Genomic DNA, 25,120 nt, shown 5'->3' with positions numbered 1-25,120 from the left:
GCGGGCGTGGTGGCGCGGCATTGTGAAACGTGTGCGAAAGCGCGGACGCAGAGCGTCCAGAGCGGCATGCGACGCGGAGCGTCGCACGATATTCGGGATTATCGTTCCTCACGCTCCGCGTCACAGGTCTGCGCTATGTATTCGAGAATCTACAAAGAGCGTCCAGAACCACGTTGCCCCGCTGGCGCGCGGCAACGTGAGAGCGTGGAGCATCACCCGATCGTCATCAGACTCGCATTGCCCCCCGCCGCTGCCGTGTTGACGCTCAGTGCGCGTTCGATCACCAGACGCTCCAGCGGGACGCTGGTTTCGCCGTGGGACAAGCCGTTGACGCCGACGATTGCGCCGTTGCGTCGGGCGATCTGCTGGCAGATGGTGCGCAACTGGTCGGAGTCGCCGTGGTGCAGGACGGCGTCGATGGCAACTTCGTCCTTGTTCCAGTCCGGCACCAGGGTAATGCGTGCCTGCACGTCCTTCGGCAAGCGGGCGCGCAGCGGTTTGCTGACGTCGCTTTCCGGCCAGATGGCCGCGCCGCCGACCGCCAGCACTGCAGCCAGTTGAATCAGCAGGTCGTTTTCGTCGTCAGCCAGGCACAGCACGTGTTCGCGCGGCAGGATGGCGTAACTGTTGCGCTCACCGGTCGGGCCGGCCAGTTGGCGGGTGATGCCGCTTTGCGATTGCTCGGCGTACTGGCTGCACAAGGCCTCCAGCTCCGCATGCTGACCGCTGGCGGCCCAGGTTTTCAGCGCTTGCAGTGGTTTGCCGAGCACGTCACGCAGGCGAGTGTCCGGCGCAGACAGCGCGTCGCTGCGCACGAAAGACTTCTCGATGGCGTCCTGCGGACGCGTCGACAGCAGGCGGTACAGGTACAGCGGGCCACCGGCTTTAGGACCGGTGCCGGACAGCCCTTCGCCGCCAAACGGCTGGACACCGACCACTGCACCGACAATGTTGCGGTTCACGTAAACATTACCAGCGTTGACAGTATCGACGACCTTGGCGATGGTCTCGTCGATACGGGTGTGTACGCCAAGGGTCAGGCCGTAGCCGGACGCGTTGATCTGCGCCAGCAACTGGTCCAGTTCCTTGCGCTTGTAACGCACCACATGCAGCACCGGGCCGAAGATTTCGCGTTGTAGTTCATCGAAGCTTTCCAGCTCGATCAGCGTTGGCATCACATAAGTGCCGCGCTTGAGTTCGGCGCTGTCGGCAATTGCCACCTGATAGACCGTGCGGCCCTTGTCGCGCATGGCCTGGATATGTTTTTCGATACCGGCCTTGGCTTCGGCGTCGATCACAGGTCCGATGTCCACCGACAGACGCTCCGGGTTGCCGAGACGGTTTTCCGCCATCGCGCCCTTGAGCATTTCGATGACGCGATCCGCAGAGTCCTCTTGCAGGCACAGCACGCGCAGTGCCGAGCAGCGTTGACCGGCGCTGTCGAAGGCCGAGGACACCACGTCGATGACCACTTGTTCGGTCAGCGCCGAAGAGTCGACGATCATTGCGTTCTGACCACCGGTTTCAGCGATCAGCGGAATCGGGCGGCCCTGCGAGTCAAGACGACCGGCCACATTGCGTTGCAGCAGACGGGCGACTTCGGTGGAACCGGTGAACATGACGCCTTTGACGCGTTCATCGCCCACCAGACCGGCACCGACGGTTTCGCCACGGCCCGGCAGCAGTTGCAGCACGCCTTCCGGAATCCCGGCTTCCAGCAACAGGCGCACGGCCTGGGCTGCGATCAATGGCGTTTGCTCGGCAGGCTTGGCCAGCACCGGGTTACCGGCGGCCAGTGCCGCAGCGACCTGACCACTGAAGATCGCCAGCGGGAAGTTCCATGGGCTGATGCACACCACCGGGCCCAATGGACGGTGGCCGTCGTTGGTAAAGTCGTTGCGTGCCTGCACCGCGTAGTAACGCAGGAAGTCCACGGCTTCACGCACTTCGGCGATGGCGTTGGCAAACGTCTTGCCCGCTTCACGCACCAGCAGGCCCATCAGCGGTTGAATCTCGGCTTCCATCAGGTCGGCCGCGCGCTCCAGAATCGCCGCGCGCTCGGCAGGCGGTGTGGCTTGCCAGATCGGGCCAGCGCTCAGGGCGCACTGAATGGCGTTATCGACATCTTGCAGCGAGGCTTCCTGCACATGGCCCACTACGTCACGCGAGTCCGACGGGTTCAACGCTGCTGTCAGGCTGCCTGCGCCGGCCGGGCAGCCAAGCATCGGCGCTGCTTTCCAGTCGTTGTGCGCGGTCGCCAGCAGCGCCGAAGACAGCGAAGCCAGACGGTGTTCGTTGGCCATGTCGATGCCGCTGGAGTTGGCGCGTTCTGTGCCATACAGGTCGCGCGGCAGCGGAATGCGCGGGTGCGGCAGGCCGAAACCGCCTTCCTGAGTCGCCATGCGTTCGATCTGGCTGACCGGATCGGCGACCAGTTCCTGAATGGAAATCGAGTGATCGGCAATGCGGTTGACGAACGAGGTGTTGGCGCCGTTTTCCAGCAGACGACGCACCAGATAGGCCAGCAGGGTTTCGTGAGTGCCGACCGGTGCGTACACGCGGCACGGACGATTCAGCTTTCCGTCGGCGACTTTGCCTACCACCTGCTCATAGAGAGGTTCGCCCATGCCGTGCAGGCACTGGAATTCGTACTGGCCGGGGTAATAGTTCTGCCCGGCGATCTGGTAGATGGCCGCCAGGGTGTGGGCGTTGTGTGTGGCGAACTGCGGATAGATGACTTCCGGCGCTGCCAGCAGCTTGCGGGCGCAAGCGATGTAGGAGACGTCTGTGTACACCTTGCGGGTGTAGACCGGATAGCCTTCCAGCCCTTCGACCTGAGCGCGCTTGATCTCGCTGTCCCAGTACGCGCCTTTTACCAGACGGATCATAAGGCGATGGCGACTGCGACGAGCGAGGTCGATGACGTAATCGATCACATACGGGCAGCGCTTCTGGTAAGCCTGAATTACGAAACCGATACCGTTCCAGCCGGTCAGCTGCGGCTCGAAGCACAGCCTTTCGAGCAGGTCCAGCGACAGCTCCAGGCGGTCGGCTTCTTCGGCGTCGATGTTCAGGCCGATGTCGTACTGTTTGGCCAGCAGCGTCAGCGACAGCAGGCGCGGGTAGAGCTCATCCATCACGCGCTCGTACTGGGCGCGGCTGTAGCGCGGATGCAGTGCCGACAGCTTGATCGAAATGCCCGGGCCTTCGTAGATGCCGCGGCCATGTGAGGCTTTGCCGATCGAGTGGATGGCCTGCTCGTAGGAGGCCAGGTATTTCTGTGCGTCGTGTTCGGTCAGCGCGGCCTCACCGAGCATGTCATAGGAGTAGCGGAAGCCTTTGGCCTCGAAGCGACTGGCGTTGGCCAGCGCTTCGCCGATGGTTTCGCCGGTGACGAACTGCTCGCCCATAAGGCGCATGGCCATGTCGACGCCTTTGCGGATCATCGGCTCGCCGCTTCTGCCTATGATGCGGCTCAGCGACGAGGTCAGGCCTGCTTCATTGTGCGTGGCGACCAGCTTGCCGGTCAGCAGCAGGCCCCAGGTTGCCGCGTTGACGAACAGCGACGGGCTGTTGCCCAGGTGCGGCTGCCAGTTACCGTTGCTGATCTTGTCGCGAATCAGTGCATCGCGCGTGCCCTTGTCGGGAATACGCAGCAGCGCTTCGGCCAGACACATCAGGGCGACGCCTTCCTGAGACGACAGCGAAAACTCTTGCAGCAGACCCTGGACGATACCGGCGCGGCCGCCAGCACTCTTCTGGTTACGCAGCTTTTCGGCAATCGACGCAGCCATCTTGTTGGTGGCTTCCGCCACTGGCGCAGTCAGGCGTGCCTGCTCAAGCAGCATCGGCACCACTTCCTGCTCCGGGCGACGGTAGGCGGACGTGATCGCTGCGCGCAACACCGATTGAGGCTGAATGCTTTCGGCGAAATCCAGGAAGCATTGCAGCCCGGCGTCTTCTGCCAGCTCGCCGCGGTCTTCGTTGTCCCGGGCGGCCGAACCGTCGAGTTCCAACAGGGTTGCACCACTCTCCAGCTTTTCCAGGTAATTGAAAATCGCCTGCTTGATCAACCAGTGCGGCGTACGGTCGATGGATTGGGCGGCGGCTTTCAATCGCTCGCGGGTCGGGTCGTCGAGCTTGACGCCCAGCGTGGTGGTGGCCATGTCTTGTCCTCGTTATAGCCACTCTCGGGTGGCATCGGCTTTGACGCAGATTAGCCGTGCAACGGGGTAAGGTGCAACCGAGTGCAACCCTGATTGCAGAATATTTTGTGACATAAGCGCCGAATGGCCGGGTAATACCGGACTATGCTCAAGGTTATTGCGCCTTTTTTTGTGGATCAGGTCAAATGCGCCCTAAAATAGGGCGAAAATGCACAAGCATCAGGTTTTTTGTAACAGGTGCAACTTGTGCAATGAAATGGGTTGCACCTTGTTCGGTTTGTTTCATAGGATTCGACCCTTCGGTGCAACCGTAACTGTCATTCGCTAGCGAATCAGTCAGCGCGGTGTCGGATGCATAGCAGCGGACGTACTGAATTCAGTGCGTCCTTGCGCATCAGGTGCCAACATAAAAACAATGCCAAGGCAGAACTCATGAGTGTCAGCAACCCTACCTTGATCACGTTCGTGATCTATATCGCAGCAATGGTCCTGATCGGCCTCATGGCTTATCGCTCGACCAATAACCTTTCGGATTACATTCTCGGCGGGCGCAGTCTGGGCAGTGTGGTCACTGCACTGTCGGCCGGTGCTTCGGACATGAGCGGCTGGCTGTTGATGGGTTTGCCAGGGGCGATTTACATGTCCGGCCTGTCGGAAAGCTGGATCGCCATCGGGCTGATCATCGGCGCCTACCTGAACTGGCTGTTCGTGGCTGGCCATCTGCGTGTGCAGACCGAGCACAACGGCGACGCGCTGACGCTGCCGGATTATTTCAGCAGCCGCTTCGAAGACAACAGTGGTGTGCTGCGCATCATTTCGGCTCTTGTGATTCTGGTGTTCTTCACCATTTACTGCGCTTCGGGCATCGTCGCAGGGGCGCGTCTGTTCGAAAGCACCTTCGGCATGTCGTATGAAACCGCCCTGTGGGCCGGTGCTGCGGCAACCATTGCCTACACGTTCGTCGGTGGCTTTCTGGCGGTCAGCTGGACAGACACCGTGCAGGCCACGCTGATGATTTTCGCCCTGATCCTGACGCCGATCATCGTTCTGCTGGCGACGGGCGGTGTTGATGCCACGTTCCTGGCGATCGAAGCGAAAGACCCGACCAGCTTCGACATGTTCAAGAACACCACCTTCATCGGCATCATTTCCCTGCTCGGCTGGGGGTTGGGCTACTTCGGCCAGCCACACATTCTGGCGCGCTTCATGGCGGCGGATTCGGTCAAGTCGATTGCCAACGCCCGTCGTATTTCCATGGCCTGGATGATCCTGTGCCTGGGCGGTACGGTGGCGGTAGGCTTCTTCGGCATCGCCTATTTCTCGGCGCACCCGGAGGTTGCCGGGCCAGTGACTGAAAACCCGGAGCGGGTGTTCATCGAGCTGGCCAAGTTGCTGTTCAATCCGTGGGTTGCCGGCGTGCTGCTCTCTGCGATTCTGGCTGCGGTCATGAGCACGTTGAGCTGTCAGTTGCTGGTGTGTTCCAGCGCGCTGACCGAAGACTTTTATAAAGCCTACCTGCGCAAGGGCGCTTCGCAGGTCGAGCTGGTCTGGGTCGGTCGTGCCATGGTGCTACTGATTGCCATCATCGCCATTCTGCTGGCTGCCAATCCTGAAAACCGCGTGCTGGGCCTGGTGAGTTACGCCTGGGCCGGTTTCGGCGCCGCGTTCGGCCCAGTGGTGCTGATTTCAGTACTGTGGAAAGGCATGACGCGCAACGGCGCATTGGCAGGGGTGATTGTCGGTGCTGCCACCGTGGTGTTATGGAAACAGTTCAGCACTATGGGCCTGTATGAAATCATCCCCGGTTTCATTCTGGCCAGTATCGCCATCGTCGCGTTCAGCCTGATCGGCAGGCCGGCATCGGCGTCGATGCAGGCCCGCTTCCTCGCGGCCGAGCAGGACTTCAAGGCCAATCGCTGATAGAGCTCCGCTGACATCAAAACGGCCCGCCTTCCAGTGAAGAGCGGGCCGTTTTCGTTTGAGCCTGAGTGCCGGGTGTCACTCAGCCTTTATTGTGGTCGATGTCCAGGTTGTAGAACGTGGCCTTGCCGCCTTCCGAGGTGTAGCCAGTATTGTCCTGGGTATAGACGCCGGCCTTGAAATACAGCGGCTTGTCGCTCCAGGTCTTGCTGATGCGCTTGCTCCAGTCGATATCGTTGATGCTGACGGTCAATTTGCCACCCTTGCTCAGGTGAATGACGTAATTGAAGGTCTCATTCAGCTTCACGCCTTTGGCAATCGTGTAGACCTTGCTGTCGTCGTCATCGTAGCGATTACGGACTTTGGCAACGATCTCGCCTGCCTTGGTGTCTTCACTGTATTGGTATTCGATTTTCAGGAGCGGCTCGGTACTTTCGTAGGCATGAATCTGCCCAATCACGATCTTGCCTGACGACGGCACCTGATCGACTTCCAGCTTGGCGTTCAGGTAATTATCCGCATCGGTGTAAAGCCAGTTGCGCACCGATCCGTCCGGCCAGGTTTCTCGTAGTTCTGTGCGCGAGTATTTAGCGTTTTCCGTCTTGGTCCCGGTAACCGGAGACCAGAACACAATAGCCTTGGACGTCGATTTGAAATATTTCCCGTCATAACCCTTGACCAGCTGAGAGGTTTCGATGGTCTTGGGTGGGGAGTCCACCGGGATGCTGAGATTCCAATATCCAAGATCAATCATTAGCGGTCCTTCCGTACATGTCTTTTGCCAGCGGGAGAGATCGCTGATGTGTTGCGAGAGTTTTCGCTCCTTTTATACGGCGTGTAGGACAATTTGTTAACGAAAAATTGTCGAACGAATGACGTCAAAGTGCTGTCACTTTTTCTGCAGGGCAGGGATTTAAAGGCCTGTAGAGAATGACCGTTAGTCGGTTAGATCGAACTTTTGCGGTGGGGAAGAGGGGCCTTGCTTCTGCTTTTGGCGAGACGGGGCTAGAGTTGGAACCAAAGTATGACGGTCGTCCTGAGACTCAGGCGTCATGCCCACACAGAGAAGCAGCATGGAACGCGTGCCACCCCAGCCAGACGATGGCTCTTCAGTTTTATTGGTTGTAGATGATTATCCGGAAAATCTGGTAACGATGTGCGCTGTTCTGCAGAGAACCGACTGGCGCATCGTGACCGCCAGCTCAGGTATCGAGGCACTGACGGTGCTTCTTGAGCAGGAAGTGGATCTGGTCTTGCTGGATGTGCAGATGCCGGGCATGGACGGCTTCGAAGTTGCACGTCTGATGCGCGGCAGCCAGCGCACCCGGCTGACGCCGATTATTTTTCTGACCGCCAACGAGCAGACTCAGGACGCCGTTCAGAAGGGCTATGCGAACGGCGCAACGGATTATCTGTTCAAACCCTTCGACCCCAATGTCCTCAAGCCCAAGGTACAGACGCTGCTGGAGCAGCAGCGCAATCGCCGTGCGCTGCAACAGCTCTCGCACGAGCTGGAATCGGCGCGGACCTTCAATGCATCGGTGCTGGCCAACGTGGCCGAAGGCATTCTGGTGGTTGATGAGTCGGGCCTGATCAGCTTCGCCAACCCCGCAATCTGCCAGTTGCTGAACGCGTCGGTCGATCAACTGTGCGGCACCCATGTGCTGGACTACGTCATCGAACCGTATGTCGGGGACTGGCTGGAGTCAGGTTTCTACAAGCACTACCGTAACGCCGACACCTATCGCGTGCATGATGCCGTTCTGCGCACCTTGCAGGGTTCGCAGTTACCGGTTGCGCTGTCCTGTGCCGCGTTGCCTCCCGAGCAGAAGGCCATGGTTCTGACCGTGCTCGATATGTCGGTGGTCCGCGACCTTTATCAGCAACTGGAAAAACAGGCCGTCACCGATGCGCTGACCGGCCTGCTCAATCGCCGTGGGTTATACCAGGCAGTTGAAGGCATGCTGCTGCGCAATGAGAAAGCGGACAAATACCTGGTCGTGCTGTTCATGGACCTCGATGGCTTCAAGCAAATCAATGACTCGCTTGGCCACGATGCCGGTGATCAGGTGTTGCTTTGGGTCGCCGAGCAGTTCAAGGAGTGCATGCGGCCTTATGATGTGCTGGCGCGTGTCGGGGGCGATGAATTCACCGTGGTCATCGATGGCCTGGACTACCCCGAACAGGCGGCAAAAATTGCCGAAAAGCTGATCGAGCGAGTGTCCAGCAAGCGTCAGGTCGACGGTGTCGATATCGCACTGGGTGCCAGCGTGGGGATTGCCACCTACCCGGACTGCGGTTCGAATCTGGACGGTTTGCTGCGTGCCGCAGACATCGCCATGTACGAGGCCAAGCGGGCCGGTCGCAAGCAATACCGTTTCTACGACCAGAACATGAATGGACGCGCGCGCTCGCGGTTGATGCTGGAAGAGAGCGTGCGCACGGCCATCGACGGCAAGGATTTTTCGGTGGTCTACCAGCCGCAGATTCATGTCGCTGACGGGCGGCTGCGCGGTTTCGAGGCTCTGCTGCGCTGGCAGCATCCTGCGGTTGGCGAAGTGCCTCCGGCGCTGTTCATCCCTTTGCTTGAAGAGACGCGGCTGATCAACCGGCTGGGCAGCTGGATTTTCGATCAGGGCGCCGAACAACGGCAGGCCTGGAGTCGGGTGTTTGCTTCTGATGTCGTGGTCAGCGTCTGTGTCAGCCCCACGCAGTTCTGCATGCCCAACCTGGCCTCGGAGCTCAAACGGGCCATGGATCGTTTCGAGCTGGCGCCGGGCCAGCTGGAAGTGGAAATCACTGAGAGCTCGCTGGTCAATAACCTCTCGCACAGCCATAAGCAACTGGCGCTGCTGCATGATGTGGGCGTGCGTGTCGCGCTGGACGATTTTGGCACCGGCGATTGCTCGCTGTCGCATCTGCGTAATCTGCAACTGGACACGCTCAAACTCGACCGGCGTTTTGTCGCCAATATCGTCGGCTCTAGGCGCGAGTCTGCACTGGCCAGCAGCATTATCGACCTGTGTCGTAATCTCGACATGCTGGTGATTGCCGAGGGGGTCGAGACCCGCGAGCAATACCAGTGGCTGGCCGATAATGGTTGCCAGGTCATGCAGGGGTTTTTGATCGCTCATCCGATGGTTGCCGAAGACGCGCTGGGTTTTCCGGGGCACGTGGAGATGTCGGCCTTGAAACACAATGGATTGCTGTAGAATGGCGTCTTTCTGAACAGTGTCAGGCGCTATGACCGCATCCAGCCGTGCCCCGCTCAAATACCTGCAAGCCTACCCGCAGGCCTTGCAGGATCAGGTGCAGCAGTTGATCGATCAGGGGCGACTGGCCGAGTATCTCGAGCAGCGCTATCCCGCGCGGCATCAGATCCAGAGCGACAAGGCGCTGTATGCCTACGCTCTGGCCCTGAAACAGGACCATCTGCGCAACGCCCCGGCCATCAGGAAAGTCTTGTTCGATAACCGTCTGGACCTGACCCATCGCGCGCTCGGGCTGCACACCAAGATATCCAGGGTGCAGGGCGGTAAGCTCAAGGCCAGTAACGAGATTCGTGTTGCGGCCCTGTTCAAGGAAGCGCCACCGGAGTTTCTGAAAATGATCGTCGTGCATGAACTGGCGCATTTTCGTGAGTCCGATCACAACAAAGCGTTTTACCAGCTGTGTGAACACATGCTGCCCGGCTATCACCAGCTGGAATTCGACCTGCGCGTCTATTTGACTTACAACGAGTTGCAAGCTTCAAGCGGTAAGTTTTGAGCTACAAGCTCAGAGCTGGACGTTGAATGCATTTAAAAAGGATTCATCGATGGAGATCAGTAAGACAAAAAGCAGCTTCTATCGTCGTCTGTATGTGGCGTACCTGATTGATTCAAAGCTCGCCTGCAGCGTACCGGAACTGATCGCAGTAACCGGCATGCCCCGCCGTACAGCGCAGGACACCATCAGCGCGCTATCCGACCTGAACATTGAGTGTGAATTCGAACAACAGGAAGGTGCCCGCAATCACGCAGGCGCTTATCGCATTCGCGACTGGGGCGCCATTGACAAGACCTGGATCGCCCGCAATCTGACCGGCATCAAAGACGTGCTCGGGTATCCCTGAGAAGCAGCCGTGAGCTTGCAGCTAGCCGCTGCCGCTAGGGTCTGTTCCCGTTTCATCGCGGCCGCGTCGGAGTCTGTTTTGCCGCGAGGCAAGGCAGGAGACACGANAACGGGAACAGACCCTAGTCCAGATCGCGACGCATGCCGATGTGGGGGATGTCGTCTTCCAGGTAGATCTCGCCAATCGGGTCAAAGCCGTAACGGCTGTAATAGCCTTGCAAATGGGCCTGAGCCGAGAGGTAAATCGGCTGATCCGGCCACTTGCGTTCGGCGTTTTCCAGTGCCTGAACCATCAGTTCATGGCCAATCCCGCGGCTGCGAATCGAAGGTGCTGTCACAACCCGGCCAATGGTCACGTCGCCGCCTTGCTGGATCGGGTCCAGCAAGCGCAGGTACGCGACCAGCTTGTCTGCCTGCCAGGCCATCAGGTGGCAGGTATCGCCTGTCAGGTCCTGCCCATCCACGTCCAGGTACACACATTTTTGCTCGACCACAAACACTTCGGCACGCAATTGCAATATCGCGTATAGCTGTTGAATGCTCAGCTCAGTGTGGTGTTTGCAGATCCATTCGATAGACATGTTGCAGACTCGCAGGGAAACCAGAAGCGAAGTCTAAACGTATCTTGCGCCATTCCCAATAAACACTGCGAAAGTCTGCCGGCGGCTGACAGAACATGTGCCCCGTGCATGTTGTCTATTGAGTGCTTCGGGCCTTCAATATAAGTTTTCTTGCACGCTAATGAATGGCGGTTTTGCGGCCGATAGGTTGGAATCGGGCATGCCGCCCTGTCAGGAACCTGAGCATGACGCAGTGGCTTCGAGCAGTTGGCTTGCTGGTTTTTTTGCTGATGGCTTCTGCCAGCGCAGCGGAGAGGCTGCGGCTTGTCGCTGATCCCTGGCCTCCGTTCACTGATGAGTTGCTGCTCAATGGTGGCCTGGCGACCGATATCGTCAGCACCGCCCTGCGTCGCGCCGGCTATGTGACGCTGTATGAACAGGTGCCATGGGCGCGGGCTCTGCTGGGGTTGAGTGAAGGCCGACACGATGTGCTGATCAATGCGTGGTTCAGCGAAGAACGCACCAAAGTCGGCCAGTTTTCTGCGGAGTACCTGCTCAATCGCATTCGCTTCATCAAGCGCAAGGATTCGACCATCAGCAGCTTGTCCCACGAGCAGTTGCATCAATACATGATCGCCGTGGTACGTGGTTACGCTTATTCGCCGGCGTTCGACAGCGACAAACTACTGAAGAAAGTCCCCGTACAGAACTTCTCTACGGCGGTGCGCATGCTGGCTGCCGCACGGGTCGACCTCACGCTGGAAGACGAATACGTCGCCCGTTACAACCTCGCGCTGGAAACTGACGAGGTTCGCAACCGGGTCGAATTCATTCCCGGTTCATTGAGCGAGAACAGCCTGCACATTCTGGTCAGCCTGAAAAATCCGCTTCACGAAAAGATCGTCGCCGATTTCGACCGTGAAATCGCTGCCATGAAAGCTGATGGCAGCTACGAAGAGTTACTCAGACTGCACGGTCTGCAACAGTCTCCGGAGCTTTGATCAGGTGTGCGGCGAGGGTCCGTAGCGGCGCCAGCTGACGACAGATCAGCGCTAGCTGCGCCTGCACCAGACGCTGACTCTCATCCATTTCTTCCGGCAATTGCTCCAGCTCGGCGGCCAGGGCTTCTTCCGCATCACTATGCACGGCAACCGGCTGTTTCTCGGCCAGGCTCTGGGCGATCTCGTCGATACTGGCCGCCAGTGTTGCGCCGGCGCCATCGATCAGGTGCTCGTGGACGTCACTCGGCAACTGCGTGTCGCGGTGTGCGCCCAGGCCTGACAGATAGCTCAACAGCGTGTGCGACAGCACCAGAAAGCGAAAGCCGACGTCGGCCTCCTTGCGGAAGTGTCCGGGCTCCATAAGCATGTTGGCCAGCGTGGTCGACAGTGCGGCATCGGCGTTGTGTGCATTGCGTCGTGCCAGGCGATAAGCCAGATCATCACTCTTGCCCTTGGCGTATTGCTGCATGATCTGGCGCAGATAGATGCTGTTGCACGTCAATGTGTTGGCCAGCACTTTGTTCAGGCGCCGTCCCTGCCAGTCCGGCAGGAACAGGAACACCGCGAGGCCTGCGATCAGGCTGCCCAGCAGGGTGTCGAACAGGCGCGGCAGAAACAGGCCGTAACCGTCGCCGACCTGATTGAAGCAAAACAGCACCATCACCGTGATAGCGGCGGTCGACAGGGTGTAGCGCGTGGTGCGGTTGACGAAAAACACCACCCCGGCGAGCACCGCGCACATCGATTGCAGAATCGGGCTGGTGACCAGATCGAACAGCACCCAGCCCACCGTCAGGCCAATCGCCGTACCGATGATCCGCTGCCCGAGCTTGCGCCGGGTCGCGCCATAGCTGGGCTGACAGACGAATACCGTGGTCAGGATGATCCAGTAGCCTTGCGACGGGTGAATCAGGTGCACCATCGCGTAACCGATGCTCAGTGCCAGTGGCAGGCGCAGGGCGTGACGGAACAGCAGCGAGGTCGGCGTCATTTGCAGGCGCAGGCGCGTCCAGACATCCTTGAGGTTGCGCGGCGAGCGGTCCAGCAGGCTGCTGTCGGTGGCGTCGGCGACGGCGTCCGGGTTACTGGCGTCGCTGATCAACCGGTCCAGCGTGCCGAGGTTGGTCGCCAGGGCGCGCAATGAGCGCAGCAAGCCACGCCACGCCGGGTTGCTCTGGATGCGCAGGTGCTCCAGCGAGGCCTGCAGGTCCTCCATGGCTTCGGCGAAGCTTGGGTCATACACGAACGGCTGCCGCAGCTGGATGGACTCTGAGAGCGCCTGACAGGCCACACCTTGCTGACGCAGCAGGCGCTGGCAACGGAACAGCACGTCGCTGTGGAAAAACGCATCGGCCAGCGAGTTGTAAGGGTAGTGCGACGAGCTGGCGCGCTCGTGAATGTCCTGAGCGATGAAATACAGCTTCAGGTAGCGGCTGACTTTGGAGCCGGGGCGGCCGCTGCCGACGCGGTGCAGGATGATTTCCTTGGTAGAGTTCAGCGCGGCGACCACTTTGCCGTTCTGCTGCGCCAGTTCCAGACGACGGGCCTCCACGTTGAGCGTGCGAATCGGTTCAAACAGGGTCGACTTGAGTTTCAGGTACTGGCCCAGCTCACGAAACAGCCGCGCCAGCGCCTGCTGCACCGGCTGGTTGGAAAACAGCATCTGCCACAGCACCGACAGCAGGCCATACCACGCGGCCCCGGCGACCAGCAGCATCGGCTCGTGCCAGAAGTCAGTAACCTCACCGCCGCGCTGATCGACACCAATCATGGTGTACACCGACAGAATCAGCGTGCCATAGGCAATCGCGCCATAGCGTTCGCCCAGCGCGCCGAGCATGGTCAGGCCAAAGCTGGCCAGCGCCAGTGAGCAGACGAACAGCCAGGGGTAGGGGAATAACAGTTCGACGGCGAGGGCGGCGATGCTGAAACACACCAGCGTCACGGCCAGCGCGTTGAGTCGGCCCTGCCAGCTGTCGTCGGTTTCCGCCAGGGCGCAGGCGATAATCCCCAGAAACAGCGGGATCAGCAGGGCCATCTCGTTTTGATACCAACACAGCAGCATGCTGCCGGTCAGTGCGATGAAGACCCGAACGCTATAGCTGAATTTATCCAGCGCCCACAATCGACGGAATGTATGACGGAGAGATTTCGATGCCATGGATAAGCTGTCGGCCCTGTTCGCAATTGATCGATCGTGCAGGAGGATATGTACAGCCCAAATGGCTGGCTGTACATCGGCCTCGCAAAAATTTTCTACGGTTCGCTGTGTCGCGATGTTATTTCACGTGGTTACGTCAGACGTATTGCGCGGCTGCGTAAGCCGATGCCCAGGCCCACTGAAAATTGAAACCGCCCAGATGACCGCTGACGTCCAGCACTTCGCCCACGAAGTAAAGGCCGGGTGATTTCAGCGATTCCATGGTCTTGGAGGACACTTCACGGGTGTCGATGCCGCCCAGTGTCACCTCGGCCGTGCGATAGCCCTCGGTGCCTGCCGGAACCACCTGCCAGCTCGCCAGCTTTTCGGCGATCTCGGCCAGTTCGGCGTGGGTGTACTGCTTCATGGGTTTCGACGCAAACCAGTGTTCGGCGATCAGGTTGGCCATTTTCTTGGTGAAAATCTCGCCCAGCAGGGTTTTCAGCTCACTGTTGGGGCGCTCGGCTTGTTGCTGGGCGAGCCAGGCGGGCACGTCGTGATCGGGCAGCAAGTTGATTTCGACGGTGTCGCCGGGCTGCCAGAACGAGGAAATCTGCAAAATGGCCGGGCCACTGAGACCGCGATGGGTGAACAGGATGTTTTCCCGGAAGCTGGTGTCGTTGCACGTGACCAGACAATCCACCGAGGTGCCCGAAAGTTCGGTGCACAGGTCCTTGAGCTGATCGGTGATGGTGAACGGCACCAGCCCGGCGCGGGTCGGCAGCAGCGTGTGGCCGAACTGCTTGCCGACCTGATAACCAAAGCCGGTCGCGCCCAGCGTCGGAATCGACAGCCCTCCGGTGGCAATGACCAGTGATTGGCAGTTCAACGGGCCGAGCGTGGTGTGCAGGCTGTAGCCGGCGTCGGTTTTTTCGATCTGCTGCACCGAGGTGTCCATGTGCAGGCTGACACCGGCCTGCCGGCATTCTTCCAGGAGCATTTCCAGAATGTCACTGGACTTGTTGTCGCAGAACAACTGCCCCAGCTTTTTCTCGTGATACGGCACGCCATGTTTGGCAACCATCGCGATGAAATCCCACTGGGTGTAACGGGCCAGTGCCGATTTGCAGAAATGCGGGTTCTGCGACAGGAAATTGGCCGGTTCGGTGTACATATTGGTGAAGTTGCAACGCCCGCCACCGGACATAAGGATCTTCTTGCCGGGCTTGTTGGCGTGGTCGATCAACATCACCTTGCGCCCGCGAGCAGCGGCGGTGAACGCACACATCAAACCTGCGGCGCCAGCGCCAATGATTACAACGTCAGTAACGGGCACAGCGTGTTTCCTCGATCTGTAGGTCACGATCGTTCCCATGCTCCGCGCTAAGCTATACACAAGCCTGTTTTTGATTCTGGCCGAAGGCCGTGGGAGCGAACTTGTTCGCGAAAGGGCCGGTATGTTCTCCGAAGATTTATCGTCTGAACTACCGTCTTCGCGAACAGGCGAAGCGTCGCCCGGTCCGCTCCCACGCCCTGCGGGCAGAAGCCTGAAAACCGCTTTTTCGGGCCCTTCGGGGCCTGTATATGACGCTCGGCGCGGAGTGTAGGGACTATCAGGGTCAATGATAAACTTTACAAAATCCGCACGCGCAACGACTTGCCTTTGATCTTGCCGTTGTTCAGACGCTCCAGCGCCTGTTTGGCCATGCTGCGTTCGACGGCGACATAGGCCTGGAAGTCAAAGATCGCGATTTTGCCGACCTGGGTGCCCGGAATGCCGGCTTCGCCGGTCAGTGCGCCAAGGATATCGCCCGGACGCAGTTTGTCCTTGCGGCCCGAGCCGATGCACAGCGTCGTCATGGCCGGCAGCAGTTTGCCGCCTTCCTTGATGCTCAGGTTGTCGTACTGCTGCCAGTTCAACGGGGCTTTCTGTAATTCTTCGATGGCGCGGGCGCGCTGGCTTTCCGACGGCGCCACGAGGCTGACCGCGATGCCTTTCTCGCCAGCACGACCGGTACGGCCGACGCGGTGAATGTGGATTTCCGAATCACGCGCCAGCTCGACATTGATCACCATGTCCAGCGCATCAATGTCCAGACCACGTGCGGCCACATCGGTGGCGACCAGTACCGAGGTGCTGCGGTTGGCGAACATCGCCAGCACCTGATCACGATCACGCTGTTCCAGATCGCCATGCAGACCGACTGCAGACATGCCCTTGGCGGTCAGGTGATCGACCACTTCCTGAACCTGCTGCTTGGTGAAGCAGAACGCCACGCAAGACGTCGGGCGGAAATGGCCAAGCACCTTGACCACGGCTTCCAGACGCTGCTCCGGGGAAATTTCGTAGAAAATCTGCTCGATCTGGCTGTCGGCATGCAGCGCTTCGACTTTCACGGTTTGCGGATCGCGCATGAACTTCGACGACAGCTGCTTGATGCCGACCGGGTAGGTGGCCGAGAACAGCAGGGTCTGACGACGTTGCGGGGTCTGCTCGATAATGTCGGCGATGGAATCGTAGAAACCCATGTCCAGCATGCGGTCGGCTTCATCGAGAATCAGCGTGTTCAGACCGTCCAGCACCAGCGAGCCTTTGCGCAAATGCTGCTGAATACGGCCGGGCGTGCCGACGATGATGTGCGCGCCGTGTTCCAGTGAGCCGATTTGCGGGCCGAAAGACACGCCGCCGCAGAGGGTCAGCACCTTGATGTTGTCTTCCGAGCGCGCCAGCCGACGGATTTCCTTGGCCACCTGATCCGCCAGCTCGCGGGTCGGGCACATGACCAGTGCCTGGCAGCCGAAGAAACGCGGGTTGATCGGGTTGAGCAGGCCGATACCGAAGGCCGCCGTCTTGCCGCTACCGGTCTTGGCTTGCGCGATCAGGTCCATGCCCTTGAGGATCACCGGCAGGCTCTGCGCCTGAATCGGCGTCATCTCGGCATAACCAAGCGACTCCAGGTTAGCCAGCATGGCAGCGGACAGGGGCAGAGAATTGAAAGCGGTGTTAGTCACGACGGTGGACCTGCAAAACAAAAATGTCGCGCAGTGTATCACCCGTCAGCCAGACCTGGCACCGACCGCTCGTAATCGTACGCAGAGTGGCCTGAACGGCATGCCCACGCCGTAATACAGGAGTCCTGAAATTCTTGAAAGCGAGGCCTCTGCCCGAAGGGCGTGGGAGCGGACCGGGCNCGATGCATTTTCGGCGAGCAGAACGACCCTTTCGCGAACAAGTTCGCTCCCACGGCCTTCGGCCAGAATCAAAAGAGGACTTGATGCAACGACAGGTCCAGACAAAAAAATCCCCGCTGGAGGGCGGGGTTGAGGTTCGAGCGTGGCAGCTCGCAAAGGGGTATTGCCAGGCCCGCCGTGTGGCGGGCCTGGCTGGCTTACAGCAGGATTGTGCGGATGTCCGCGAGCAATTCGCTCAAGCGCTTGGTGAAGCGGGCAGCGGCTGCGCCGTTGATCACGCGGTGATCGTAGGACAGCGACAGGGGCAGCATCAGTTTCGGCTGGAAGGCTTTGCCGTCCCAGACGGGCTGGATGGTTGCCTTGGAAACACCGAGGATCGCCACTTCCGGCGCGTTGACGATCGGCGTGAAGCCGGTGCCGCCAATGTGGCCGAGGCTGGAGATGGTGAAGCACGCGCCCTGCATGTCGTTTGCGGTCAGCTTCTTGTTACGCGCTTTTTCAGCCAGTGCGGCGGCTTCGGCTGCCAGTTGCAACAGGCTCTTCTGATCGACGTCGCGGATGACCGGGACCAGCAGACCGTCCGGGGTGTCCACGGCAAAACCGATGTGCACATACTTCTTGCGGATCACGGCCTTGCCGCTGGGTGCCAGCGATGCATTGAAGTCCGGCAGTTCCTTGAGCAGATGTGCGCAGGATTTGAGCAGCAGCGGCAGCACGGTCAGCTTGACGCCAGCTTTCTCGGCAGCACCTTTCTGCGCGACACGGAAAGCTTCCAGGTCAGTGATATCAGCCTGGTCGAATTGCGTGACGTGCGGAATGTTCAGCCAACTGCGGTGCAGACCCGAGGCGCCCAGTTGCATCAGGCGAGTCATCGGCACTTCTTCGATTTCACCGAAACGGCTGAAGTCGACTTCCGGGATCGGCGGGATGCCAGAGCCGCCGCTTGCGCCGCCAGCTGGAGCTTCTTTGGCCTTCTGCATCATGGCTTTGACGTAAACCTGAACGTCTTCTTTCAGCACTCGACCGTGCGGGCCTGTGGCGCTGACCGCGCTCAGCTCGACGCCGAATTCGCGGGCCAGCTGACGAACCGCCGGGCCTGCATGAACCTTGGCGCCGTCTTTGGCCGGTGCGGCCGGAGCCGGTGCAGCGTCGGCTTTCGGCGCAGGAGCAGCGGCCGGAGCAGCCGCTTCAGCCTTGGCCGGTGCGGCCGCCGGTGCGCTGGTGGCTGGAGCCGGGGCAGCAGCAGGCGCAGCGCCTTCGACTTTCAGCTTCAAAATCAGGTCGCCGGTGCCGACTTCCTGATCCAGTTTGACTTCGATGCTTTCCACAACGCCTGCGGCCGGAGACGGGATCTCCATGCTGGCCTTGTCGGACTCCAGCGTGATCAGCGACTGATCAGCCTGAATGGAATCGCCGACCTTGACCATCAGTTCGATGATCTTGGCCTTGCCCGACGAACCGATGTCCGGAACATGAATGTCCTGAACGGTCGCGGCAGCCGCCGGAGCGGGCTCGGCTGCAGGAGCCGGAGCGGCTTCGGCAGGCTTTTCAGCAGCGGCAGGAGCAGCTGCTGCGGCCGGTTCGGCAGCAGGAGCGGGCGCGGCAGCGGCTTCGCCTTCCACTTCCAGCTCGAACAGCTCGTCGCCTTCTTTCAGGCGGTCGCCCAGCTTGACCTTCATGGCCTTGATGACGCCAGCCTTGGGAGCCGGGATTTCCATGCTCGCCTTGTCCGACTCAAGGGTCAGAACACTCTGGTCGGCTTCGATACGATCGCCAACCTTGACCATCAATTCAATGACTTCACCTTCACCGTTGCCGATGTCGGGTACGCGAATTAACTCACTCACTATGTCTCTCCTTAGGAGAACCTGTTCACTCACGAATACGCTGGTTCAGTTACAACGAAACAGCGTTGGATGCTCATTTACGCTGAGTAAATTCCGCATCCTCGGCTGTTTACGCTCTGATCAGCGCTCTTGAAGCAGACTCTTAGCAGTCCAGTGGATTGCGTTTTTCAGGATCGATGCCGAACTTGAGGATGGCTTCCGCCACGACTTTAGGTTCGATATCGCCACGATCAGCCAAGGCTTCCAGGGCTGCCAGCACCACGAAGTGACGATCGACTTCAAAGAAGTGACGCAGCTTCTTGCGGCTGTCGCTACGGCCGAAACCGTCGGTGCCCAGGACTTTGTATTCCTTGGTCGGAACCCACTGACGAATCTGGTCAGCGAACAGTTTCATGTAGTCCGTCGAAGCGATGACCGGGCCTTTGCGACCGTTGAGGCACTGCTCGACGTAGCTCAGCTCCGGCTTCTGGCCAGGGTGCAGGCGATTGTTGCGCTCTACCGCCAGACCGTCGCGGCGCAGTTCGTTGAAGCTGGTCACGCTCCACACGTCAGCGCCGATGTTGAACTCGTCACGGAGAATCTTCGCCGCTTCGCGAACTTCACGCAGGATGGTGCCCGAGCCCAGCAACTGGACGTGGTGCGCCGCTTCCTTGGTGTCTTCTTCGAGCAGGTACATGCCCTTGACGATGCCTTCTTCCACACCGGCCGGCATGGCGGGCTGGGCGTAGGATTCGTTCATCACGGTCAGGTAGTAGAAAACGTCCTGCTGTTCTTCGAACATCCGGCGCATGCCGTCCTGGATGATCACTGCCAGTTCGTAACCGTACGTCGGGTCGAAGGTGCGGCAGTTCGGGATGGTCGACGCCAGGATATGGCTGTGACCGTCTTCGTGCTGCAGACCTTCGCCGTTCAGCGTGGTACGGCCGGCGGTGCCGCCAATCAGGAAGCCACGGGTGCGGCTGTCGCCAGCGGCCCACGCCAGGTCACCGATACGCTGGAAACCGAACATCGAGTAGAAGATGTAGAACGGAATCATCGGCTGGTTGTGGCTGGAGTACGACGTACCGGCAGCGATGAAGGAGGACATGGCGCCCGCTTCGTTGATGCCTTCTTCGAGAATCTGGCCTTTCTTGTCTTCGCGGTAGAACATCACTTGTTCTTTATCGACTGGCTCATAGAGCTGGCCGACCGACGAGTAGATGCCCAACTGGCGGAACATGCCTTCCATGCCGAAGGTACGGGCTTCATCCGGAATGATCGGTACGATGCGCTGACCGATTTCCTTGTCCTTGACCAGTTGCGTCAGGATGCGCACGAACGCCATGGTGGTGGAAATTTCACGGTCGCCCGAGCCATCGAGGATGGCCTTGAGGGTGTCGAGCGGCGGGGTCGGCAGGCTGAAGCTCTGCGCGCGACGCTGTGGCACGAAGCCACCCAGCGCAGCACGACGCTCGCTCAGGTAACGGGCTTCGGCGCTGCCTTCTTCCGGCTTGTAGAACGGCAGGGATTCGAGCTCGGCGTCCTTGACCGGAATGTCGAAACGGTCACGGAAGTGCCGCAGGCTGTCGACATCGACCTTCTTGGTGTTGTGCGCAGTGTTTTTCGCTTCGCCAGCCCCGGTGCCATAACCTTTGATGGTCTTGGCCAGAACCACGGTCGGTTGACCCTTGTGGTTGACGGCTTCGTGATACGCCGCGTAGACCTTGTACGGGTCGTGGCCGCCACGGTTGAGTTTCCAGATCTCGTCGTCCGACAGATCGGCAACCATCGCCTTGAGTTCAGGCGAATTGAAGAAGTGCTCGCGGACGAACGCGCCGTCCTTGGCCTTGTAGTTCTGGTATTCGCCGTCGATGACTTCGTCCATACGACGTTGCAGGATACCGTCGACGTCCTTGGCCAGCAGCGGGTCCCAGAACCGGCCCCAGATGACTTTGGTGACGTTCCATTGTGCGCCGCGGAACACGCCTTCCAGTTCCTGGATGATCTTGGCGTTGCCGCGAACCGGACCGTCGAGACGTTGCAGGTTGCAGTTGACGACGAAGATCAGGTTGTCGAGCTTCTCGCGACCGGCCAGGGCGATGGCGCCCAGTGATTCCGGCTCGTCGGTCTCGCCGTCGCCCAGGAAGCACCAGACTTTCTGCTTGCCTTCCGGGATGTAACCGCGGTGCTCCAGGTACTTCATGAAGCGTGCCTGGTAGATCGCCTGGATCGGGCCCAGACCCATGGAAACAGTCGGGAACTGCCAGAAATCCTTCATCAACCACGGGTGCGGGTAAGAAGACAGGCCGTTACCGTCGACTTCCTGACGGAAGTTGTTCATCTGGTCTTCAGTGATGCGGCCTTCGAGGAACGCACGGGCGTAGACGCCTGGCGATGCGTGACCCTGGAAGTAGATCAGGTCGCCGCCGTGTTCGTCGGTCGGGGCCTGGAAGAAATAGTTGAAGCCGATGTCATACAGGGTAGCGCTGGAGGCGAAGCTGGAGATGTGGCCGCCCAGATCCGGGTCGCCGATGTTGGTTTTGACAACCATGGCCAATGCGTTCCAGCGCACCAGCGAGCGAATGCGGCGTTCCATGAACAGGTCGCCAGGCATGCGTGCTTCGTGGGTGACAGGAATCGTGTTGCGGTATGGCGTGGTGATGGCGTACGGCAGCTGCGAACCACTACGGGTGGCCAGCTCGCCCAGACGGGTCATCAGGTAGTGAGCGCGGTCTTCGCCTTCTTTGTCGAGAACCGATTCCAGGGCGTCCAGCCATTCCTGGGTTTCGACGGGATCGAGGTCTTGCATGGCTTGCTCCAGGGCGGAAAGGCTTCCAGAATCGGTTGCCTGAGTTTGCGACTGGCCTTGTGGGCAGACGACATAAATTCTTGGATTACCGGTAGGTGGGATCCGGCGGCGTGTAGTTTTACTACAAATCGACGACGATTTCAGCCCTCCGGATAACTGACCCAGTAGTAAAACTACAGAGAAGCGTCTTAAACGCTCCTGTCGTGTTGTAACTTAAAACGTTACTGTTAACCGCTATTGAATATCTTGCAGGTAAAAAGCGAATTTTTATGCTTCTAATTTGATTTTTCCAGCAATTTATAACCTTTGTTCGACAAGCGGTGCTGGCAGACGCGTCTCGCATTCACGACGAGCGGCCGTTTGCACGCCGATCAAGGATAGATCATGAGCCTACCTTCACTGGCCGAATTTCCGGCCATTCTGCTGCCATTGATCACTCGCGCCCGGCAATCCTTCCGGACTGCACTGGCCGACGTGTCGGACGAAGCGCTGGCATCGTTCGAGGCCTGGCCCGACGCGCGGCGCAAGGCATTCGACCGGGTCTGCGCCGCCAGCGATTTTGTCGCCGAACACGTCTGCCGTGACCCGCAGATGCTGCTGCAACTGGCCGAAGCGGGCGAGCTGGAGCGTAGCTTCTCTGCCGGTGAGCTGCGTGGGCAAATTGCCGAAGCATTGCACAACACAGTCAGCGACGACGAGTTGGGGCGTAATCTACGTCGACAGCGCACACGCCAGCAAGTCCGGATTATCTGGCGCGACCTGACGCGTCAGGCCGACCTGATCGAAACCTGCCGTGATCTCTCGGAAATGGCTGATGCGTCGATCGATCTCGCCTATCAGTGGCTTTATCTGCGCCATTGCCAACAATTCGGCACGCCGACCGGGCGTCATTCCGGGTCGCCGCAGCACATGGTTATCCTCGGCATGGGCAAGCTCGGCGCGGTCGAATTGAACCTGTCGTCGGACATCGACCTGATCTTCGCCTACCCGGAGGGTGGCGAGACGCAAGGCACCAAGCGTGCGCTGGATAATCAGGAGTTTTTCATTCGTCTGGGCCAGCGGCTGATCAAGGCGCTGGACCCGGTGACCGTCGATGGTTTTGTGTTCCGCGTCGACATGCGCTTGCGGCCCTACGGTTCATCCGGGGCGCTGGTGCTCAGCTTCAATGCGCTGGAGCAGTATTACCAGGATCAGGGCCGCGACTGGGAACGCTACGCGATGATCAAAGCACGGGTGGTCGGTGGCGATCAGGCGGCGGGTGCCGAATTGCTGGAAATGCTGCGCCCGTTCGTCTACCGCCGTTATCTGGACTTCTCGGCCATCGAAGCGCTGCGCACCATGAAGCAGCTGATTCAACAGGAAGTGAAGCGCAAGGGCATGGCGGAAAACATCAAGCTGGGTGCCGGAGGCATCCGCGAAGTGGAATTCATCGCCCAGGCCTTCCAGTTGATCCACGGCGGCCGTGACCTGAGCCTGCAACAGCGTCCGCTGTTCAAAGTGCTCAAGACGCTCGAAGGGCAGGGCTATCTGCCCACGGCGGTGACCGAGGAGCTGCGTGAAGGCTATGAATTCCTGCGTTACACCGAGCATGCGATCCAGGCCATCGCCGACCGTCAGACCCAAATGCTGCCCGACAATGAGCAGGATCAGGCGCGTATCGCGTTGATCATGGGTTTTGGCAACTGGGCCAGCTTCCACGAGCGGCTGATGTATTGGCGCGGCCGGGTGTCCTGGCATTTCCGTCAGGTCATTGCCGACCCGGACTCTGATCCTGACGACGAGCAAGAGGACGACAGCGAAGTGGTGGTCGGCGGCGAGTGGTTGCCGCTGTGGGAAGAGTCGCAGAACGAACAGGCCGCTGGCCGTCAGTTGCAGCAGGCCGGTTTCGTCAATGCCGACAAAGCGCTCAAAGGCCTGGCCAGTCTGCGCAGCAGCCCGAGTCTGCGCTCGATGCAGCGCCTCAGTCGTGAGCGTCTGGACGCGTTTATCCCAAGGTTGCTGGCGCAGGCGGTAGAGCATGAAAAGCCCGATCTGGTCCTTGAGCGCGTGCTGCCACTGGTCGAAGCGGTCGCGCGGCGCTCGGCGTATCTGGTGCTGCTGACCGAAAACCCCGATGCATTGCGGCAATTGCTGACCCTGTGCGCGGCGAGCCCGTGGATCGCGGAGCAGATCGCGCGCTTCCCGCTGTTGCTCGATGAGCTGCTCAACGAAGGTCGTCTGTTCAGCCCGCCCATGGCTCCGGAACTGGCCGCTGAGCTGCGTGAGCGGCTGATCCGTATTCCCGAGGACGACCTCGAGCAGCAAATGGAAGCCCTGCGGCATTTCAAACTGGCTCACAGCCTGCGGGTGGCGGCTTCGGAAATTTCCGGCAGCCTGCCGTTGATGAAAGTCAGTGATTACCTGACCTGGCTGGCCGAAGCGATTCTGGATCAGGTGCTGGCGCTGGCCTGGCGCTACAGCGTGGCGCGTCATGGCACGCCGTTGCGCCCGGACGGAACACTGTGCGATCCGGGCTTCGTGATTGTCGGTTACGGCAAGGTTGGCGGCATCGAACTGGGGCATGGTTCCGACCTGGACCTGGTGTTCATTCATGACGGTGATCTGCAGGCCGAAACCGACGGTGCCAGGCCCATCGACAGTGCGCAGTTTTTCACCCGGCTCGGGCAGCGAGTGATTCATTTGCTGACCACCCAGACCAACTCCGGTCAGTTATATGACGTCGACATGCGCCTGCGACCCTCCGGCGCTTCCGGGCTGCTGGTCAGCTCGCTCGGCGCGTTTGCGCGCTATCAGTCCAATGAAGCCTGGACCTGGGAGCATCAGGCGCTGGTGCGCGCCCGGGTACTGACCGGCAGCCCGGATGTCGGTCGTGAATTCGAGAAAGTCCGCGCTGCGGTATTGGGCCGCGAGCGCGATCTGGACACATTACGTGCCGAAGTCAGCGAGATGCGCGCCAAGATGCGCGATAACCTTGGCACCCGGGCGACAGCGGCGGGCAGGGCGGTCAATGCCTTCGAGGCGTCGATGCCGTTCGACCTCAAGCAGGATGCCGGAGGTATCGTCGATATCGAATTTATGGTGCAATACGCCGCCTTGGCGTGGTCGAGAGAGCATCCCGCGCTGCTGCAATACACCGACAACATCCGGATTCTTGAAGGGCTGGAGGATGCGGGGCTGTTGCACGATGCGGATGCCAGCCTGTTGCGCGAGGCCTACAAGGCCTATCGTTCGGCGGCACACCGTCAGGCTCTGCAGAAGCAGGCCGGAGTGGTCAGCGGCGATCAGTTTCACACCCAGCGGCGTGAAGTGATGCGGATCTGGACGCAGATGGGGTTGAGCTGAGCCTCGAGGCAACGCTCTGTGTCAGTGCAACGTTCTATAAAGCTATGACAG

General features: G+C 59.8%; 14 protein-coding genes. 6 read left to right on the top strand and 8 right to left on the bottom strand.

Annotation, left to right across the window (positions count from 1 at the left end; all coding sequences use genetic code 11):
- Positions 1–212 precede the first annotated feature (212 nt).
- Positions 213–4,166, bottom strand: a complete 3,954-nt coding sequence (putA, locus tag ABJ99_RS24130; protein ID WP_054087940.1) for a trifunctional transcriptional regulator/proline dehydrogenase/L-glutamate gamma-semialdehyde dehydrogenase — start codon at positions 4,164–4,166, stop codon at positions 213–215.
- A gap of 432 nt (positions 4,167–4,598) precedes the next feature.
- Between putA and putP the strand changes: the two genes are divergently transcribed.
- Positions 4,599–6,086 (top strand): sodium/proline symporter PutP, encoded by a 1,488-nt coding sequence (gene putP / locus ABJ99_RS24125; RefSeq protein ID WP_054087939.1) that lies wholly within the window; start codon positions 4,599–4,601, stop codon positions 6,084–6,086.
- 82 nt (positions 6,087–6,168) lie between these two features.
- Here putP and ABJ99_RS24120 read toward each other — a convergent pair whose 3' ends face one another.
- Positions 6,169–6,840 carry a polysaccharide lyase family 7 protein gene (locus ABJ99_RS24120; protein WP_054087938.1) on the bottom strand — a complete coding sequence of 224 codons (672 nt, stop codon included), beginning with the start codon at positions 6,838–6,840 and terminating at the stop codon, positions 6,169–6,171.
- Between the two features lie 319 nt (positions 6,841–7,159).
- Here ABJ99_RS24120 and ABJ99_RS24115 point away from each other — a divergent pair, with 319 nt between their 5' ends.
- Genes ABJ99_RS24115 through ABJ99_RS24105 form a run of 3 tightly spaced genes read left to right on the top strand, consistent with a single transcriptional unit; the run spans position 7,160 to position 10,200 of the window.
- On the top strand, positions 7,160–9,298 hold the full coding sequence (locus ABJ99_RS24115; RefSeq protein WP_054087937.1) for an EAL domain-containing protein: 2,139 nt from the start codon (positions 7,160–7,162) through the stop codon (positions 9,296–9,298).
- A gap of 31 nt (positions 9,299–9,329) precedes the next feature.
- The gene (locus ABJ99_RS24110) at positions 9,330–9,854 is read left to right on the top strand and encodes a M48 metallopeptidase family protein (protein WP_054087936.1); all 525 of its coding nucleotides are present in this window, start codon (positions 9,330–9,332) and stop codon (positions 9,852–9,854) included.
- A gap of 49 nt (positions 9,855–9,903) precedes the next feature.
- Positions 9,904–10,200, top strand: coding sequence for a winged helix-turn-helix domain-containing protein (locus ABJ99_RS24105; protein ID WP_054087935.1), 297 nt, complete (start codon positions 9,904–9,906; stop codon positions 10,198–10,200).
- Positions 10,201–10,321: 121 nt separating this feature from the next.
- Here the strand turns inward: ABJ99_RS24105 and ABJ99_RS24100 are convergent, their stop codons facing one another.
- The gene (locus tag ABJ99_RS24100; protein ID WP_007252006.1) at positions 10,322–10,780 is read right to left on the bottom strand and encodes a GNAT family N-acetyltransferase; all 459 of its coding nucleotides are present in this window, start codon (positions 10,778–10,780) and stop codon (positions 10,322–10,324) included.
- Between the two features lie 224 nt (positions 10,781–11,004).
- Here ABJ99_RS24100 and ABJ99_RS24095 point away from each other — a divergent pair, with 224 nt between their 5' ends.
- Positions 11,005–11,760 (top strand): substrate-binding periplasmic protein, encoded by a 756-nt coding sequence (locus ABJ99_RS24095; RefSeq protein ID WP_054087934.1) that lies wholly within the window; start codon positions 11,005–11,007, stop codon positions 11,758–11,760.
- On the opposite strand, the gene yccS is transcribed toward ABJ99_RS24095, so the two are convergent.
- The 5 genes from yccS to aceE form a co-directional block, all read right to left on the bottom strand.
- Positions 11,723–13,921 (bottom strand): YccS family putative transporter, encoded by a 2,199-nt coding sequence (gene yccS / locus ABJ99_RS24090; RefSeq protein ID WP_054087933.1) that lies wholly within the window; start codon positions 13,919–13,921, stop codon positions 11,723–11,725. The genes ABJ99_RS24095 and yccS overlap by 38 nt on opposite strands.
- 136 nt (positions 13,922–14,057) lie before the next feature.
- Positions 14,058–15,236: a BaiN/RdsA family NAD(P)/FAD-dependent oxidoreductase gene (locus ABJ99_RS24085; RefSeq protein WP_054087932.1), complete on the bottom strand. Its 1,179-nt coding sequence runs from the start codon at positions 15,234–15,236 to the stop codon at positions 14,058–14,060.
- A 296-nt stretch (positions 15,237–15,532) separates the two neighbouring features.
- A complete protein-coding gene (dbpA, locus tag ABJ99_RS24080) occupies positions 15,533–16,912 on the bottom strand; it encodes an ATP-dependent RNA helicase DbpA (protein WP_007252001.1) in 1,380 nt (459 codons plus the stop codon).
- A gap of 377 nt (positions 16,913–17,289) precedes the next feature.
- The gene (gene aceF / locus ABJ99_RS24075; RefSeq protein WP_054087931.1) at positions 17,290–18,939 is read right to left on the bottom strand and encodes a dihydrolipoyllysine-residue acetyltransferase; all 1,650 of its coding nucleotides are present in this window, start codon (positions 18,937–18,939) and stop codon (positions 17,290–17,292) included.
- Positions 18,940–19,081: 142 nt separating this feature from the next.
- Entirely contained in the window at positions 19,082–21,727 is a 2,646-nt protein-coding gene (gene aceE, locus ABJ99_RS24070) for a pyruvate dehydrogenase (acetyl-transferring), homodimeric type (RefSeq protein ID WP_054087930.1), read from the bottom strand.
- A 384-nt stretch (positions 21,728–22,111) separates the two neighbouring features.
- Here aceE and glnE point away from each other — a divergent pair, with 384 nt between their 5' ends.
- Positions 22,112–25,069 (top strand): bifunctional [glutamate--ammonia ligase]-adenylyl-L-tyrosine phosphorylase/[glutamate--ammonia-ligase] adenylyltransferase, encoded by a 2,958-nt coding sequence (glnE, locus tag ABJ99_RS24065; protein ID WP_054087929.1) that lies wholly within the window; start codon positions 22,112–22,114, stop codon positions 25,067–25,069.
- Positions 25,070–25,120 lie beyond the last annotated feature (51 nt).

This window comes from Pseudomonas syringae pv. cilantro (genome assembly GCF_001293775.1).
GTDB classification, from domain to species: Bacteria; Pseudomonadota; Gammaproteobacteria; order Pseudomonadales; family Pseudomonadaceae; genus Aquipseudomonas; species Aquipseudomonas syringae_P.
This window is presented reverse-complemented; position numbering and strand designations above follow the sequence as displayed.

Coding starts and splice junctions, on each gene's coding strand:
- putA (WP_054087940.1), bottom strand. CDS start 4,166: ATGGCCACCACCACGCTGGGCGTCAAGCTCGACGACCCGACCCGCGAG.
- putP (WP_054087939.1), top strand. CDS start 4,599: ATGAGTGTCAGCAACCCTACCTTGATCACGTTCGTGATCTATATCGCA.
- ABJ99_RS24120 (WP_054087938.1), bottom strand. CDS start 6,840: ATGATTGATCTTGGATATTGGAATCTCAGCATCCCGGTGGACTCCCCA.
- ABJ99_RS24115 (WP_054087937.1), top strand. CDS start 7,160: ATGGAACGCGTGCCACCCCAGCCAGACGATGGCTCTTCAGTTTTATTG.
- ABJ99_RS24110 (WP_054087936.1), top strand. CDS start 9,330: ATGACCGCATCCAGCCGTGCCCCGCTCAAATACCTGCAAGCCTACCCG.
- ABJ99_RS24105 (WP_054087935.1), top strand. CDS start 9,904: ATGGAGATCAGTAAGACAAAAAGCAGCTTCTATCGTCGTCTGTATGTG.
- ABJ99_RS24100 (WP_007252006.1), bottom strand. CDS start 10,780: ATGTCTATCGAATGGATCTGCAAACACCACACTGAGCTGAGCATTCAA.
- ABJ99_RS24095 (WP_054087934.1), top strand. CDS start 11,005: ATGACGCAGTGGCTTCGAGCAGTTGGCTTGCTGGTTTTTTTGCTGATG.
- yccS (WP_054087933.1), bottom strand. CDS start 13,921: ATGGCATCGAAATCTCTCCGTCATACATTCCGTCGATTGTGGGCGCTG.
- aceE (WP_054087930.1), bottom strand. CDS start 21,727: ATGCAAGACCTCGATCCCGTCGAAACCCAGGAATGGCTGGACGCCCTG.
- glnE (WP_054087929.1), top strand. CDS start 22,112: ATGAGCCTACCTTCACTGGCCGAATTTCCGGCCATTCTGCTGCCATTG.